This window comes from Desulfosporosinus sp. FKB, from assembly GCF_002196705.1.
Lineage (GTDB): Bacteria > Bacillota > Desulfitobacteriia > Desulfitobacteriales > Desulfitobacteriaceae > Desulfosporosinus.
Map to the genome: position 1 here is coordinate 49118 of NZ_NADJ01000016.1, position 15415 is coordinate 64532.

18 protein-coding genes and 1 pseudogene are annotated in these 15415 nt (G+C 36.6%); 2 read left to right on the plus strand and 17 right to left on the minus strand.

The window, feature by feature from the left end; genetic code table 11:
* Window positions 1–389: 389 nt before the first annotated feature.
* Entirely contained in the window at window positions 390–752 is a 363-nt protein-coding gene (locus B5Y67_RS05730; RefSeq protein WP_088225571.1) for an AAA family ATPase, read from the minus strand.
* Between the two features lie 610 nt (window positions 753–1362).
* Between B5Y67_RS05730 and B5Y67_RS05740 the strand changes: the two genes are divergently transcribed.
* Entirely contained in the window at window positions 1363–2589 is a 1227-nt protein-coding gene (locus tag B5Y67_RS05740) for an ammonium transporter (RefSeq protein ID WP_088225573.1), read from the plus strand.
* 231 nt (window positions 2590–2820) lie between these two features.
* On the opposite strand, the gene B5Y67_RS05745 is transcribed toward B5Y67_RS05740, so the two are convergent.
* The 5 genes and pseudogenes from B5Y67_RS05745 to B5Y67_RS05760 form a co-directional block, all read right to left on the minus strand.
* Window positions 2821–3162, minus strand: a complete 342-nt coding sequence (locus tag B5Y67_RS05745; protein WP_170932601.1) for a response regulator — start codon at window positions 3160–3162, stop codon at window positions 2821–2823.
* A 93-nt stretch (window positions 3163–3255) separates the two neighbouring features.
* Window positions 3256–3813 (minus strand): CBO0543 family protein, encoded by a 558-nt coding sequence (locus B5Y67_RS05750; RefSeq protein WP_088225575.1) that lies wholly within the window; start codon window positions 3811–3813, stop codon window positions 3256–3258.
* A gap of 137 nt (window positions 3814–3950) precedes the next feature.
* Window positions 3951–4295 carry a CBO0543 family protein gene (locus tag B5Y67_RS25220; protein WP_282432760.1) on the minus strand — a complete coding sequence of 115 codons (345 nt, stop codon included), beginning with the start codon at window positions 4293–4295 and terminating at the stop codon, window positions 3951–3953.
* Window positions 4296–4577: 282 nt separating this feature from the next.
* Complete coding sequence (locus B5Y67_RS25225; RefSeq protein ID WP_170932603.1) at window positions 4578–4742, minus strand: hypothetical protein; 165 nt, start codon at window positions 4740–4742, stop codon at window positions 4578–4580.
* 34 nt (window positions 4743–4776) lie between these two features.
* A pseudogene (locus B5Y67_RS05760) lies at window positions 4777–4935 on the minus strand (recombinase family protein); the annotation flags it as partial.
* Window positions 4936–5161: 226 nt separating this feature from the next.
* On the opposite strand from B5Y67_RS05760, the gene B5Y67_RS05765 reads away from it, so the two are divergent.
* Entirely contained in the window at window positions 5162–5725 is a 564-nt protein-coding gene (locus B5Y67_RS05765) for a manganese catalase family protein (protein WP_088225577.1), read from the plus strand.
* Between the two features lie 71 nt (window positions 5726–5796).
* Here B5Y67_RS05765 and B5Y67_RS05770 read toward each other — a convergent pair whose 3' ends face one another.
* From B5Y67_RS05770 to B5Y67_RS05820, 11 genes are all read right to left on the minus strand, one after another.
* Complete coding sequence (locus B5Y67_RS05770; RefSeq protein WP_088225578.1) at window positions 5797–6288, minus strand: hypothetical protein; 492 nt, start codon at window positions 6286–6288, stop codon at window positions 5797–5799.
* Between the two features lie 46 nt (window positions 6289–6334).
* Window positions 6335–6907 carry a recombinase family protein gene (locus B5Y67_RS05775; protein WP_088225579.1) on the minus strand — a complete coding sequence of 191 codons (573 nt, stop codon included), beginning with the start codon at window positions 6905–6907 and terminating at the stop codon, window positions 6335–6337.
* Window positions 6908–7086: 179 nt separating this feature from the next.
* A complete protein-coding gene (locus B5Y67_RS05780; RefSeq protein ID WP_088225580.1) occupies window positions 7087–7464 on the minus strand; it encodes a TfoX/Sxy family protein in 378 nt (125 codons plus the stop codon).
* Window positions 7465–7482: 18 nt separating this feature from the next.
* Entirely contained in the window at window positions 7483–7902 is a 420-nt protein-coding gene (locus B5Y67_RS05785; RefSeq protein WP_088225581.1) for a secondary thiamine-phosphate synthase enzyme YjbQ, read from the minus strand.
* A gap of 199 nt (window positions 7903–8101) precedes the next feature.
* Window positions 8102–8641 (minus strand): cysteine hydrolase family protein, encoded by a 540-nt coding sequence (locus tag B5Y67_RS05790; RefSeq protein ID WP_088225582.1) that lies wholly within the window; start codon window positions 8639–8641, stop codon window positions 8102–8104.
* A gap of 107 nt (window positions 8642–8748) precedes the next feature.
* The gene (locus B5Y67_RS05795) at window positions 8749–8937 is read right to left on the minus strand and encodes a heme-binding protein (RefSeq protein WP_088225583.1); all 189 of its coding nucleotides are present in this window, start codon (window positions 8935–8937) and stop codon (window positions 8749–8751) included.
* A gap of 314 nt (window positions 8938–9251) precedes the next feature.
* On the minus strand, window positions 9252–9650 hold the full coding sequence (locus B5Y67_RS25230) for a hypothetical protein (RefSeq protein WP_170932604.1): 399 nt from the start codon (window positions 9648–9650) through the stop codon (window positions 9252–9254).
* Between the two features lie 1803 nt (window positions 9651–11453).
* A complete protein-coding gene (locus tag B5Y67_RS05810; protein WP_088225585.1) occupies window positions 11454–12557 on the minus strand; it encodes a diguanylate cyclase in 1104 nt (367 codons plus the stop codon).
* A 269-nt stretch (window positions 12558–12826) separates the two neighbouring features.
* Entirely contained in the window at window positions 12827–12997 is a 171-nt protein-coding gene (locus B5Y67_RS25595; protein WP_207652400.1) for a hypothetical protein, read from the minus strand.
* Between the two features lie 365 nt (window positions 12998–13362).
* The gene (locus B5Y67_RS05815) at window positions 13363–14046 is read right to left on the minus strand and encodes a class I SAM-dependent methyltransferase (RefSeq protein WP_088225586.1); all 684 of its coding nucleotides are present in this window, start codon (window positions 14044–14046) and stop codon (window positions 13363–13365) included.
* A gap of 304 nt (window positions 14047–14350) precedes the next feature.
* Window positions 14351–14779 (minus strand): hypothetical protein, encoded by a 429-nt coding sequence (locus B5Y67_RS05820; RefSeq protein ID WP_088225587.1) that lies wholly within the window; start codon window positions 14777–14779, stop codon window positions 14351–14353.
* Window positions 14780–15415: the final 636 nt, after the last annotated feature.

The following is a 15415-nucleotide window of genomic DNA, read 5'->3' on the forward strand; positions in this document are numbered from 1 at the left end:
CCCTTCCAGAGAAAAACATACTTAGAATGCATAAATGAGATAGATTGAAAAACAACTTAATCACGGGTCAGGGAGGAATTTGCCATAAAACAGTGAATTAGGTTTCTGTGAACTTGTCAAAATGTTAGTTATCGGACGCATAAGGATATTTATTCCAATAAGTAAGGCGAAGACAAAAGTATAAAAATATGATGCTACAAGATATTTTTTACGGAAGTGGTGAATTGCAATCCTATCGGTTTGGGGAAATGCAATATTTTGTGCTGGTGTAGGTTTACCAGTAAAAACTTACTTAGCCTTTTGTTCCAGTTCTGTAATTGGCAATAACGCCTCTTTGTTGGTTACGTATTCTGTGATAACTTTTGCGTTGAAACTATCTTTGCTATTTCTTACTCCCTCAAGACCACCAGATAATTTAGAGTCATACTTTTGCTTCTGTTTCCAGAACTTTCGGTTTTTTTAAGAGTATCTGCTTCCTGTTTGCCTAAAGTGAAAACACCCTTAAGTTTACTCTGTAGATTAAAGTTAATACTTACAAAATCACGGTTATAAACTCTTGTTTCTAATGGAAGACCATTCTTCCAAGAAACACTGCAGTGAGGAAACTGTGATTGATTGGCAAGAATATTACTTATTGTTGTTTTTCCAGACCCGTTTGCACCGAAAAAATAATTGAATTTCCTAAGGCCATCAATGACTTGAGAAACATTTCCATACGTAGCGGCGTTACAAATATTGATCTTCGAAATCATTTGTTTGCTCCTTTCTAAGGTGTTTTACTACCTACACAATCCTCCAAAGCTGCTTCTCACTTTTGGCCTGCTGTTCGAGCTTGTCTATATGCCATCTATAATCTTATCTTAGGCTCTCCAAAAAGCTCCTCTTATCTGGCGATCATGGCCCGCATAATGAGTTTGCTTTACCGTTTAGATCGAAGTCAGCCTGAAGTTTGATGGAGGTTGAGAGGATTTTCATGGGGGCATTACATTGTTGTGAAATATTATTCGCATCTCTTGCCATATTCCCAATTCTGATATTTTGCCATAATGCTAGAACCCCCAATCCGACTGTTCCCGAAAATGTTAATAATGAACCATAAAAGACGAGTGCATCACCAACCTTTAAACTTGTATTTATTAATATGAATCCATTATCGCCTATAAAATAGATAAACCATATGAGGAGTGGAAAGAAAATAATAAATAAGATGAACAAGAACCCATATAAATACGGTTTCTCTGCGGCTTCAACTTTACTTTTAAAACACATTATTTTAGTTAATACTTATCGGATGAGTTTAATGTTTCAGTGGGCATAATATCTCTTGATAGCGTGAGAACAATTATCAAGGAGGCTTATACAATGCCCAATATAAACTCCGGGGACACAGCTTTGGTTCTAATTAGTGCCGCTTTAGTATGCCTCATGACACCGGGTCTTGCATTTTTTTACGGTGGTCTGGTGCGCAGAAAGAATGTGCTTACTATCATGATTCAAAGTTTTGTTTCCATGGGTGTAGTGACACTTATTTGGATTTTGGGTGGTTTTAGTTTGGCTTTTGGTCATGATATTCATGGGATTATCGGAGATTTTACCCAGTACTTTGCCCTTCGTGATGTTACAATAGCCCCTAATCCTAACTATGGCCCAACGATCCCTTTCTTGGTTTATTTTCTCTATCAAGAAATGTTTGCAATTATAACGCCTGCTCTTATAACTGGGGCATTTGCAGATCGGATAAACTTTAAAAGTTACCTGAAATTCCTTGTATTATGGAGTCTTTTTGTCTATATCCCTTTGGTTCATTGGATATGGGGTGGTGGTTTCCTTGCAAAATTAGGGGTCGTGGATTTTGCCGGAGGTATTGTCGTACACGTTAGCGCTGGTATTGCAGCCCTAGCTTCTGTCTTTTTCGTTGGAAAAAGAAATATATTACCTGGAGAAAGCACGGCCCCCCATAACATTGCCTTCGTAGCACTCGGTACTGGTTTACTCTGGTTTGGTTGGTTCGGATTTAACGGTGGCAGTGCATTAGCTGCCAACGGACTCGCAGCTACAGCATTTGTTAACACTGATATTGCTGGTTCCATCGCCATGATCAGTTGGTTGTTGATTTCCTGGATACACGAGAAGAAACCTACTATGGTTGGTGTACTTACAGGGGCCGTGGCTGGTCTAGCTACAGTTACCCCTGCAGCAGGTTACGTTCAACCTTGGGCTGCAGCTATCATTGGCTTACTATCGGCCATAGTGTGTTATTCCGCTGTCCAACTGAAGATAAAGCTTGAATGGGACGATGCACTTGATGTTTGGGGGGTTCATGGGGTAGGTGGAATTCTAGGTTCAATCTGTGTCGGTATTTTTGCTGTATCATCTGTTAATGGAATTGATGGCCTCATTCAAGGAAACGTACACCAATTCCTCGTACAAACTTTTGGCGTGTTTTTTTCAACAGTTTATTCCTTTGTAATTACCTATTTAATTTTATGGTTGCTAAATACCTTCAGTAATGTTCGTGTCTCGATTGAGGATGAAAAAGAAGGATTAGATGCAAAACTTCATGGTGAAAGTGCCTACGATCTTAAATAGCTAAACAGCTGAATTTTGGACGTCTTACTGTCATGTAAGACGTCTATTTACTTTGAAACACCGAGAAGGCATCACTAACTACTTTAATTCTCCTAAACACCAAATCAATTAATAAACTTTGAGGAGATTTTACTCGAATTAAACTTCCAATGAAGTAACACCCACATGCCCGGAGTATCGATGTGTCGGTTTAGAAGCACCACGATCCAATTTCATGAAAATTAGCCATTTCTAAATCTTATCCAATATGTCTTTGAGTTTATCGAGATCAACCGGCTTTGCCAAATGACAATTTAAACCAGCTTCCTTACTTTTTTCTAAATCTTCCGGTTGGGAGTATCCTGATAAGGCAATCAAATAGATATCTTTCAGATGATCATCCTTGCGGATTTCTGTAGCCACTTCAAACCCGTTCATTCCTGGCAGTCCAATATCGCAAAAAACCACATCCGGTTTGAAGTCTTTCGCTCTGGATAATCCCTTGATTCCATTTAAGGCTGAAATAACTTCATGTCCTAAGTACCTGAGAAGGGAACAAATGATTTCTGCCACATCTTCGATATCGTCAATCACTAAAATTCGCCTAGTAAAATTTACGTTATTATAAGCTTTGAAAATTACGGCTTATACCGCTCAACTTGATGATTTCGTGCGATACAAGTTAATTTATTTATTTGGCCATTTAAAACTGAACTTATAGTAGAAATAATTAGCACCCTGATAAATAATAATGACTAATGGGAATGAATAGGCATGTTGCCAATGATACGGAATATAGAGTCCAACCCACACAGCAAACGGCTGCATTATAAATGAACCCAAAATCCCTAATACTAGAGACTTGATAATCGGGCTAATTGATTGGCAGTAATGAAGAAAGATCATCGTAATCACAGGAATCACGGACAAATCCCATGTCAAGTATGGGGGAACAAGTGGCACTTCCTTTGTTGGATAACCCCAAAGGTGCAATGCCATCCCGATGGTGTCCATGTATGTTGCCGCCAACATCGTGAAAAAACAAGCACAAACCAAGCGATATGTATCTGTTTTTTTTCGTAAATAGCGACAGGAATAGACCCATGGCAATATCATAATCGATATTTCTATCCACCATCGCCAAGTAAAAACGATTTGATTCACCCATGTTTTTAGCATGACCACATTGGCTTCATGTACCAAATCGTTGGCTTTTTCTATCCCAGTATGTGTAAAAGCCTTCAAACTAAGATCCCCTTCCTATCTGCCATTAACTATAAGATTATTTCTATAGAGATATTTATTTATTAGTATCAGGAGGAATGATAATTCCCCCTGACCCATTTTACATAAACTTGACCTTTTCCACTTCTCAGGTATATTTACTTCATCTGTGATATCGGAATTTTAAAGATCAGAAATATCGTTGTGCCCAGTATCAGAGCAATAATCCATGCCAAAGGCGGATATTTTTGGTGAACTATGATCATAGGCAAAAATACTAAATCAAAAGATGCAGACCACCAAATATTCCATCCATTACTGTATTTATAATAACCTAACATTAACATAATAAATTCGATTGTTGTCGCACCAGCTAACCACAGTATCAAATATAAACCTCGTTTTATCCAAGGCTTATTCTCAGGATAATTAGAAAGAAATAGAAGCCCCATAGCTGGAAAGGTTAATAAGTCAGTGATTAAATGATTAAAAGTTATGTTCATGATAGGTGCCGTTAGTTCCCACAATGATGGTTATATGTGAGTATGAAGTAAATAAGATCCCCTGTTATCCCGAATAGTATTGTAGAATAATACTTGCGCCAATCACGCCAATGTCCCCACTTGTAAGCTAAAACTGTCCAGATAAACATTTTCACCAATCTAATCATTCTAATTCACTTTCAATACTCATCTTAAGTTCTAATACTTTACTGCATATGGCCAACTAGATTATTATGTCCGGAGTTCAATAAATTATCTAGTATATTTTACCTATTGCATCCCCTATAAAATCTCTCTAAGCTCCAATCCAGCCTTAAACACAAACTCCACCTCAACCATCGACTCAACTCTAACCTTCTCAACCAACTTTCTGAACAAATCACCATCAAACTTATCCAGCAGCTTGCCGTCCCTAGCATCCAGATAAGCCGTGAATTCTTCTATCATTCTACCCTTCCAAGCACTCTCAGCCTCATCGTTGAGTATTCACAAACTCTTTTTCAAAATATATAGCGACCCCTTTCTCCTTAAGTTGCCGTACATATTTCAAAGTATCGAGAGTATTGCGAGCAAATCTGCTAATTGACTTGGTAATAACCATGTCAATCTTGCCTGCCATACACTCATCAATCATCCGGTTAGTTTTGCGGTAGCCTCTAAACCCTTTAACTCTTGCATCGGTTTAGCCGGAATAACTGTTACTGTTGCCATTAATAAAAACCTCCCTAGAAAATATCGTGGCCGTGAGATTATTAAAGCTAAGGGTTTATTAATTAACTTTGAAGTAGTTTACCAAGAAGCATGTACCTCCTACCAATATTTTCATAACATATAGATATAATAATTTTTTCTTGGAGGGCAATGTGATGAACGAAACTAATTATGAAAGACATAAAAGAGGGGAATACTCTGACCCATCTCCCTACCCTGAAGTGAAAGTTCTTAGGCCTAATCTCAGATATGCTGAAATATTAATGGACGACTATGCGGGTATAGTTAGTGAGTTTTCTGCCATTAGTCAATATCTTTATCATCATTTTCTATTCAGCCAAATTGATAAGGAGCTTGGGGATTTACTAAAAAATGTTTCAATTGCCGAAATGCTTCACATGGAAATACTTGCAGATACAATAATTAACCTTGGGGGAAATCCAGCTATAAGGGGTTCCAAAAGTTCACTTCAAGGGAATTTTTGGTCTGGAAAATTCATTTATTATGGAACAAATCTATGTGAGCAATTGAAAGCAGACATTGATGCTGAATATAAAGCAATAGAAGAATACCAAAAACACATTCGCTACATTGAGGATTTTCATGTACAAGCAGTACTTCAGCGAATCATATTGGACGAGAAGGTTCATATTTGTCTCTTTAGTAAAGCCCTTCAAAAATATTGTGGCTCTAAGTATTCCGGGAAAACAACTGATTGATTTGATGATCAAATCTATTCAGCTTCAATTATTCAGGTATACTGTTACTGTTGCCATTAACAAAGACCTCCTTAGAAAATATCATGACCTCGCTTCAAGGTGTACGTTTCCTCAAAAGCAAGGCCATTTTTTAAGTGAAATATTAATTTGGTTCGTTCTTTGACTACTATTTTTTCAACTAACTTCCTATATAAATCATCGCTGAATTCTATGAGGTTACCTCGTTGAGCCTCAAGTAAAGTTCCAAGCTCAAGAGTTCTCGCCATTCTGGTATCTCGATTGTTGATTTCAGCCATCCAATCGGATCGTTCTGCTTGAAGTTGTGTTAAGGTTTTGACCAGTTCTTCATGTTCTGACTTCACCAAATTGTGGTCTGCATAACCCTTTTCTTCAATTAAAAAGAGCGCTCGTTCTTGTTTGATGAGTTTCTCAATTTCCTCATTCAACTTCGCGATGCGCTCATTATCTAACCCAGTTAACTTTTCTCTTTCCAATTTGGCTTTGTAATCTCCCAGCAGCTTGGCCCTATCTGTATAAATCGCGTTAAACATTTTAACAAACAAGCCTTTAATTGTCTCTTCCTTAATCCTCCCTACCCCACAAGAAATTTTACTTCCGATTATATAGGCCCGTTGTAATGGTCTTTTGAAGTCGTGCGTCTCCGGCATACTTCTCATTTTTCAAAATATCGCGGATGCTTGATTCAACCCATTTAACTTTTCTGGAAATATTTTTAATTCCATCAGCTTCAAGAGCTTTGGCTATTCGGAAAGCACCCAGACCAGAAAGATAGTCTTTGAAGATTCGTCTCACTATGGCGGCTTGTTCTTCATTAATAATTAGGTTCCCATCTTGGCCTTTGTCATACCCCAGAAGCCGTTTTGTACTAACTGAAAATTTACCTTTCTTAAAACGCCGTTGGTTACTCCAATGCATGTTTTGGGATATGGACATTTTATCGTAAGTTGAAAAATCAATTTCCTCAAATTCTACTTCCTTTATTTCATTTAACAATGATTCATAATATTCAACAGTTTTATCCATTTGTTTTGCTAAAACACTTGAAAATATTTTTACAGATACAATGTCACTCTTATCCTGTCTGATATTTTCATATATTGTTCTTCTTCTGACTGCAATTTTTATGGTTTTCTCGATTATATCCGCGACATTGTATCCCATAAACTCCCACCTCGATTAAGTAAAAAGCTTCTAATTATTTCCGATTGTAAAGTCGCTGTTTCAGCGTCTATCTAGGAGCGACACGTAATAAACCTGCCGTAAAATAATTAATAATTGACCTATATCAATACATCTCAGTTTTTGCCCGCTAGATTATGCCGACATATTTTAGACCTCAATCAGCGTTGCGATAATCCTTCTCTTTTTGCAAGCTTCCGCTTCTTAGGCTTTGTGGGATTATTTCTAGGCACCATTAAAGATTTCATAGCCCATTCCGCTAACTGTTCTCTGTTTTCCAAAATATCAACTGGAACCTCATAATATGGCATTACCATAGGTTTGTCATCAAATGGTTTGAATGGTTTCATGCCTGCCATTATATAATCTGACTTATTAGAGTCATCCACCTTAAAATAAAGGATGTCATCGGCTAGTAAACCGAAAATCAAACCGTCATAGTAAATACCAGCCCCACCAAACATCTTTTTGACCGTAACATACCCTAACTTTCCAAGTTGGTCCACTACATATTCTTTGAAGCTTTCGCTGACTGCCATGATGTCCCTCCAGTATTATCAGGTCCTTACTACCATGTCATGGTGTAGAAACTTAACATAACAACTCCGCTCCCTCGGCCCATCGAATTCACAAAAATAAATCCCCTGCCATCGGCCCAGGAGCAATTTTCCGTTATTAATAATTACGGTTTGGGATGGTCCTACAGTGCTGGCTTTCAGGTGGGCAGCGGAGTTACCCTCACTGTGCCGGTCTTTTGGAGTCTCCTGTGGGTATATTTCATCAAGCCTCCGAAGAAAGTCTTTCTTTACATCCGGATCAGCATTTTCGTTTATCGTTATACCGGCAGTTGTATGAGGACAATACACTACGGCAAGACCATCCCGGATATTTTGGGTAGTTACAAAGTTTTGTACTTGGGCAGTTATATCGATCATTTCGTCGTGCTTTTTGGTCTGGAGTTGGATTTCATGGATCATTTATGTTCTCCTATTTCTTACAGATTAATTTCACCCAGCACATCTCTAAGCTTCCCAAGCTCATCTTTGGCAAGCGTTACGTCTTTGCGCATTTTATTGTGATCTGGTGACCATTCTTTCTATAAAGTTAATAATCTTTAGAAGCATCATAACCAAGGTGCAATTTTAAAACAAACCCTTGCCCTTCGGAATGCAGCTTTCAAGTTGGCATGGTTAAAAGTTTTTTAACTTCCTCAACTGATATGACTTCTGTGAAACGTTTATTCCAAATCTTATAGTTATAAAACTCATAAAGTTTCTCTCCGGATAGATAATCATTATCAAAAGTTGTATTTGTTTCTTCAGGTATAATTATTTTATAATCATGATCAAAAGCACTTTTACAAGTAGCATCTATACAATATTCTGTTTGGAGCCCTACCAATATAATGGTATCTATTTCGTTTCGGTCCAAATACTCCTTTAATCCAGTTTTATGAAAGGCGCTGTTATACTTTTTTTCAAAGATTAATTCATTCTCGTTAGGTGCTATTTTAGAATAAATCTGCCATCCATCTATGCCTTTTTCAAGTTCAGTGCCTTTTCCGTCATCATGACGTACATACAGAACTTCTTTCTTATTATCTCTTGCAGTTGAAATTAATTGTCTTATATTTTCGATTACTTTTTCTTCATTATAAGGATGTTCATTTATCAATGCGTTTTGAACATCCACAACCAACAATACAATATTCCTCATAATACGTACTTCCTTCACTTAAAGGTTCTCCCCATCGCTCCGAGCATGATGATTATTGTTTTTTAAACAAAAAACCATTGGCTATAATTATTACATTACTCATACAATTACTCTAACATTAATTTCTTAAAGGATTCAAAACCTTTTTGTGCAACTCTTCCATCTTCATCTGAGGCTAAACCTCTTACCCCTATTGCACCTAGGACTTTATCTTCATAAATTAATTGTATGCCGCCTTCAATAGGCATACAGTTAGGAAGGCTTAGTATACCTAAGTTCTCATTTCCTTTTGACAATAATTTCTCATGAAAAACTGTAATTCTCCTATAATTTCTGCATGGAAGGCTTTCTTTTGTGCTATACCTATTTATATGTGAACCATTCTATAGTGACAAAATCATATTGGTTACAGGTTCGCAGAACAATTCCACTCTAAGCGGTATCACAGACGACGAGCTTAGAAGGCTACCTTTATTATCCTCTGCAATACTGACGGAACCTTTTCAAGAATGGTTCTACTCGGTTTTTCCAAAAAACTATGTATATCCACTGGATATCAATATTAGCAGTAGCATTATTACATTTTTAAAAGAAGGGATTGGCTATAGCTTCATGATAGAGCCTGCCGCCAGGAGGTTTCTGGAAGAAGGTTCACTAGTGGAAGTAAAATTTCTACTGGTTTCAGAACTGTCATAAGTATAGCTCCTGCTACAAACAATGAAAGAGAGTATACTATTAATTTTGTAACGTTCATTTTACTTTTTAACCCAAGTATTTTAAATATGTTGTAGCTTCCATCTTCCTTTTTTGCTACATAAAACAAAAGCCCAAGTTCTATAGGTATTGTAGAAAAAACTGCGGACAGAGCTGCAATAACTACTTTGGGATATCCCGCCAACAGTCCTAACTTCCAAAAGAATATGTAGACTATACTTAATGCAATCCCAGGAAACAAATGAAGAAATATTAGTTTCCCTATGTTTTTTATTTCTTTGTTTTTATTCAACATTACTACTCCTAGCATATATCTTTTTTCAAATGAATTATACGCAGTAGTCAATTCATAGTGTGATTTTTGAAGAACGTATCTTTGGAAATAATTGATATGTCATTCGGCATCTTAATACCGGAAATATAAAAAGCGTACCTCCTAAACGAATTGATAGGATACCATCTGCCATTATCTCGGCAAAATCCATTCTCTCAAGGAAGCCCGGTATCAATCCTGTTCTCTCGCGAACGGAATACGACCTGATAGACTGATTTCCTCGCACAAGCAAAATCACGTTTTGAGTGTACAGTTTAAAAATCGCAAAACCACAGAAAGGGCTTATTTACTGGGTTTTCCGTACATTCAATTTTTTACCCGCGAGACATCAATACTACCGTCTCAACGTGCCTGGAGTTGCCAAATTGGCTCGATAGAAAACACATTGAAGCCGTTTAATGAGTCCGAGTCCCCTTGCCCTCCACTGTCAAATGACTCAATAATTGATACAAATTAACGATGCACCCACTCTATTTTAAAGGGGTTCATTTGCTTTTAGGGAGGCAAGTATGGAGGTTAATGGTATATATATGTTTTTTCCACTAAGCAAAGTAATTCCTATGTCAATTACAAAAAAATGGCCACGAATAAGAATGGAAATAAATGAATACAAGAAGAAAGGACTTTTGTATGCCTATAGGCGGAAACTAAATCAAGGGGTCTGTTGTGCTCTTCTTAACGAACTTGCAGAGTAATCTGTCTAGTTATACACTATGCCTCTGCTATTTGTTTTTTATCAAATGTAGCTGATAAATTTTTTCTTGATTAGTTATTCTGGAAATACTTAAACCTTTTTAAAGATTAAACAAATTAAACGTGTGTTTCATAGCAGTACAAAACTAAAGCCACAAAAAGCGAAAATCGATTTTAAAAGTAGCTCTAGCAAAACAACATTTTTTGTACGCTTTCCTGTTACTGCCTGAGTTTTTACTCTTGTTCATGCATTTCACCCTATTTTTGTTAAGCTATTTTCCATAAGTATCCTTATTTAGAAGTATTTCTACATCTAACATCATAACCCTTCACAAACCGCGAATTTCTATAGGCTTTTAATGCAAAAAATTTCTCCTTCCGCATAAGCAAGATGTCAAGTAAAGTTGTGATTAGTGACACAAGCACTTGGCTGGTGACACTTACAGAATACGGATTCTTAGCCTGGGTAGACACATCTTTAGATAAACCTCTCGGCTACTTTGATTCTTTTGACCTTGCAAAACAGGAGATACTAGATACCATAAATCCATCGTTTATTGATACAAAACCACATCAGAGTTAATCTAAAGGCCTAGGCTACTGTGCCCTTATTCAGATAGTTATGTTAAATACATACAATGAATTAGCAAGTAAAACTAAATCAAAACGACACCCCAACAAAACAAGGACCAAAATCGAAATTGGTCCTTGTTCTTAATTGTATTCGTACAACAGAATTAAACTTGATTTTAGTTCTTGGGCCAATTCCAGAAAGCATTTTACTCCCCGCTGCGATTTCTTCTATTGAAGCAAGAAAAAGATAAATTAGCCAGTCTTCACAAAATCGATTACATGTTGGATAAACCGTTTGATTTGGAACATCTAAGTGGTGTTGTTGATGACCTATTGAATACGGCGAGTATTACCGTTAGCATTTTGGCAAAATAAATCAAACCAGAACTTTTTAAAAGTGTGACTAATTATTAAGCCGTCCCTTTCTTGTGGGACGGCTTTTGATTTTGTGGAACGTAATGGATCAATTTAAGCATTTTGAATGTTATGTTTACTAACCTAATTTTCGTTTAAAACCGTTCCTTCATTATTTGCCAAAATAACTCTGTTTCGGCCTGCTCTTTTGGCTTGATACAGTGCAGAATCGGCTTGCTCCACTAGCATTTCTATATTCCTCACTGTGTATGGATAGATTGCTACCCCTATTGAAATAGTAATGTTTATTGTTTTATTATCCAGAAGGAAAAACTTATGCTCCTGGACTGCTTTTCGAATTCTCTCAGCCACTTCCAAAACTTTATCTCGTGGACACTCAATTAAAATTACCGAAAATTCTTCACCGCCATTGCGCGATACTATGTCTGAAGAACTCGTAGAACTGAGCAAGATTTTACCTATCTCTTCTAAAACCTTGTCTCCATTTTGATGTCCGTATAGATCATTGACCTTTTTGAAATAATCAATATCAATAAATAGCATAGAAATTATACTGTAGCTACTTAAGTTATCAATTAACTTATTGAGTTCTTTATCAAATTGTCGAACGCATAAAAGTCCGGTTCGATGGTCTCTGAATGATTCTTCTTTATATCTCTGATAGGTAAATCGTAAGAAATCAATATAGTGTAGATAAACATAGACCACAATTGAAGCAATAATAGTGCTAATCCAGTAAATTAAAATTGTTTCAATCAACAACTTACCATTCCTAATAGTAATAAGAAAAGTTAGAGTAGGGAATACGAGCGTGTAGATACTCATTGCTATCCATTGTTCCCTACCCTTTTTCATATATTTAGATGTAAATGCACAACAAATAGAGATTAAAATGATATTTAAAGCTGCCATTAACGATGCAAACGTTAAGCCTTGGAATAATAGTCGAAACAAACTCAGGACAAGACCGGTTATTATTACTGACACTAACCCGCAGTAAGAAGCTGATAGCAAAATCGCTATATTCCTCAAATCCATAATCACATTTGGGGTAATTTCTATACTATAAGTCATCAAAATCATTCCAAGCATTGCTGAGGCAATGCCAAAAAAAATTCGTAACTTTAACGGCGAAAACGGTGTTATCTCCTTATTGATGAGAATCTGATTGCCTATACTTATTGTTGCAATAATCACTGCAGCATTAATAAATAACTCGCTAATCATCTTTGAAATCAACCAATCCTAAATTTTTAAACCATTTTTGAGTATACCACAACTTAAACTCCAAATGGGAGAAATAAATATTTATTACAAAATCCTGTATAAGGTATCTTAATCGTATGGACACTCGATATCCATATGCAAACATTAATAGCCACTTTAAATTCAAGCAGACAGCCTGACTTAACTTAAACATCTAATTACCCATAATCGTGCCGTTCCTTATTATATATTCGGCCTTTATCAATGAATCTCGGAGGTTGCCTGCAAGACTAAGCTGACATATTTTGGGCATCAATCAGAGCTGTAATGTTACTTTTCTTTCTTTTCTGTTTTTCGCCTCTTAGGCTTCGTGAGATTATTTCTTCCCTTTTGACCGTAACAAAACCCAACTTTCCAAGTTGGTCTAATACATATTCTTTGAAACTTTCGCTAACTGCCACGATGTTCCTCCAGAATTATCAGGCCCTTCCCATGTCTTGATGTAGAAACTTAACATAACAACTCCGCTCCCTTGGCCCATCAAACTCACAAAAGTAGAAATGGGCAACAGAGTTACCTTCAAGGTGTCGGTCTTTTGTGATGAATTTAATTATACCACCGTACCTAGACAAATTGTTGTTCAACGTCTCCTGTTTTCGCTTATATAAGTAAAAATCCAGAACAACACGCCCTGGATTACATTCCCGCAAAGCCGTTTAGATTATTTGGTTTTCTGGCAGGTGGGGATTTTTCTTAGTCTTCCTCAAACAGTGGATGGTTGACCTGATTAGTAGATTCACGAAATTTGCTGCGAAGAAATTGATATTTATTTCCTTCCAAAAAGAACTACAAAATTAAAATATTTATAAACGCAATCTACATCTAAGAAGCCACTATCCTTTATCCATTTCAGTTGGTCTGATAATGTTGACATTCTATCTAAATTTGCTCTTTCATATGCTGATTGAATTTCTTCCTTTGACAAGCCGCTGCTTCCGACCTTATTTTTCCAATCGTTTTTGTACAACGATTCCATGAAGTGGGTTTCCCCCAGAACTTGGTCTGCATTAATAAAAACCCCATCCTGATTTAAACTAGAATAGATATTTTGATATAACTGTTTTTTCTCATCACCAGATAAATGGTGTATTGAAAGTGAGGAAATCACGACATCATACTTTCTATCGAATTTATGCTTGGTATAGTCATCAATTATGTACGTGATATTCTGATTAGCGACAAACCTTTCTTTTGCCATATCTAACATTTTTTCAGACAGGTCAATCAAAGTCACAAATGCATCCGGATATTTCTCCAAAATGAAAGAAGATAATAAACCGGTTCCAGCACCAATGTCTAATATTTGGGGGTTTTTAGTTTTAGTTTCTGCGAGTGAAATTGCTATAAAATAGAAATCATCAAAACAGGGAATAAGCTTTTTTCTTTGCCCATCATACTGACTGGCATTTTCATCAAATTTAATTTTTACATCACTGCGTTCAAAACTCATAGAGCACCTTCTTCACTTTTTTCTCATCTTAAACTTTATATTATTTAAGAAAACCTAATTGTCATGATATTTTAAAAATAAAACGATAGTTTCTCTTTAGGAAACATTATATCATAAAAATAAACAAAAAGTAAAGATTGTTTTAATTGGGGTATTCAAAAAGGGTAAATATGACCTGCTGAGCAACTCACATATCCCGATATGTCGAGCATCTAATCTGGCAGGCCAGCCTACACCAACCCGTAGACCGATTTCAAAGCCGCTAACATCCTTAATAGCCGAACCGGACGTTGCACTGGCATCGTTATGAGTTTGAATCTTCTTGTAGTTTAATCTTCAAATCAGCAAGATAAGTCTTTTGAATCTTTTCTAGGTCCCAAAATAAATGGGACATCATTCTTATTATTGGATTCTTAATCAGAATATTTTCCGTGAAAATTACTTTTGTACCTCCCGTTTCGGTAGGAGAGAAATATCCTGTCCAGTGGCCAATAAACATTTTGTTTTCCAGGTCAAAAACGTATTTGTTGTTTTCGACCTTTTCAACAAGAGTAAATTTCGTATAAGTTTTTTCATTATAGTACTCCAGCCAATGGTTCCCATCGGGATAAACTTCTATTTTCATAATATCTGAACGCCATTTATAATCCACATTATTAGTTACAACATTCCACACTGTCTTAACATCTGATTTAAAATACGCAGTAATTTCAGGCACTCTTATTTTTGGCATATCGTAGATCTCCAATCCAAACTATTAAAACGCATCCCCTCAGCATCCCGGTTCAGTGAACGCCTTTGGATAGGTAAGGACATCCCGCTGGATTGTCTGTTAGGATTTCTTTATCCAACGTTCTCCGGCTAAATAACTATCCCTGCTATACTGGATGGAATATTACCGGGTTGAGTTGTCCGCTAACTGTGAATTGGCGTCCGGGCCAGTTATAAATTTATAAAATCCGCAACAATTAACTTCTTAGTGACTTTATATTCTTCTATAATTTCCCTTCAACATCATAAAATTAATACAATAAAACTAAATAGACCAGACCGTAAAACGATCTGGCTGTAGTAGCCTGTCTGGGCAGGCTCATTCTCTTTACATAAATTACTAATGCATTATCCAGAAATTATCTTCACAGTCTCAAGGCCCCCTCGACACTGTGGTACATTTTATTAGCATATTTTGCCTGTTTTTCCCTAAAACATGTTCCCGTGTGCGTAGGTTGAAAAAAATGCGCCCTGTTTTTGATCCAATTCCGAAAATTTGCAAACCCTACAACCCGTATGAATAGCGGATTTTTAATCTGTAAGTGTTTTCAAACTTGTAACCGTCTCAACGTGCCTGGAGTTGCCAAATCGGCTCGGT

Coding starts and splice junctions, on each gene's coding strand:
- B5Y67_RS05730 (WP_088225571.1), bottom strand. CDS start 752: ATGATTTCGAAGATCAATATTTGTAACGCCGCTACGTATGGAAATGTT.
- B5Y67_RS05740 (WP_088225573.1), top strand. CDS start 1,363: ATGCCCAATATAAACTCCGGGGACACAGCTTTGGTTCTAATTAGTGCC.
- B5Y67_RS25220 (WP_282432760.1), bottom strand. CDS start 4,295: ATGAACATAACTTTTAATCATTTAATCACTGACTTATTAACCTTTCCA.
- B5Y67_RS25225 (WP_170932603.1), bottom strand. CDS start 4,742: ATGATAGAAGAATTCACGGCTTATCTGGATGCTAGGGACGGCAAGCTG.
- B5Y67_RS05765 (WP_088225577.1), top strand. CDS start 5,162: ATGAACGAAACTAATTATGAAAGACATAAAAGAGGGGAATACTCTGAC.
- B5Y67_RS05775 (WP_088225579.1), bottom strand. CDS start 6,907: ATGGGATACAATGTCGCGGATATAATCGAGAAAACCATAAAAATTGCA.
- B5Y67_RS05780 (WP_088225580.1), bottom strand. CDS start 7,464: ATGGCAGTCAGCGAAAGCTTCAAAGAATATGTAGTGGACCAACTTGGA.
- B5Y67_RS05785 (WP_088225581.1), bottom strand. CDS start 7,902: ATGATCCATGAAATCCAACTCCAGACCAAAAAGCACGACGAAATGATC.
- B5Y67_RS05790 (WP_088225582.1), bottom strand. CDS start 8,641: ATGAGGAATATTGTATTGTTGGTTGTGGATGTTCAAAACGCATTGATA.
- B5Y67_RS25230 (WP_170932604.1), bottom strand. CDS start 9,650: ATGTTGAATAAAAACAAAGAAATAAAAAACATAGGGAAACTAATATTT.
- B5Y67_RS05810 (WP_088225585.1), bottom strand. CDS start 12,557: ATGATTAGCGAGTTATTTATTAATGCTGCAGTGATTATTGCAACAATA.
- B5Y67_RS05815 (WP_088225586.1), bottom strand. CDS start 14,046: ATGAGTTTTGAACGCAGTGATGTAAAAATTAAATTTGATGAAAATGCC.
- B5Y67_RS05820 (WP_088225587.1), bottom strand. CDS start 14,779: ATGCCAAAAATAAGAGTGCCTGAAATTACTGCGTATTTTAAATCAGAT.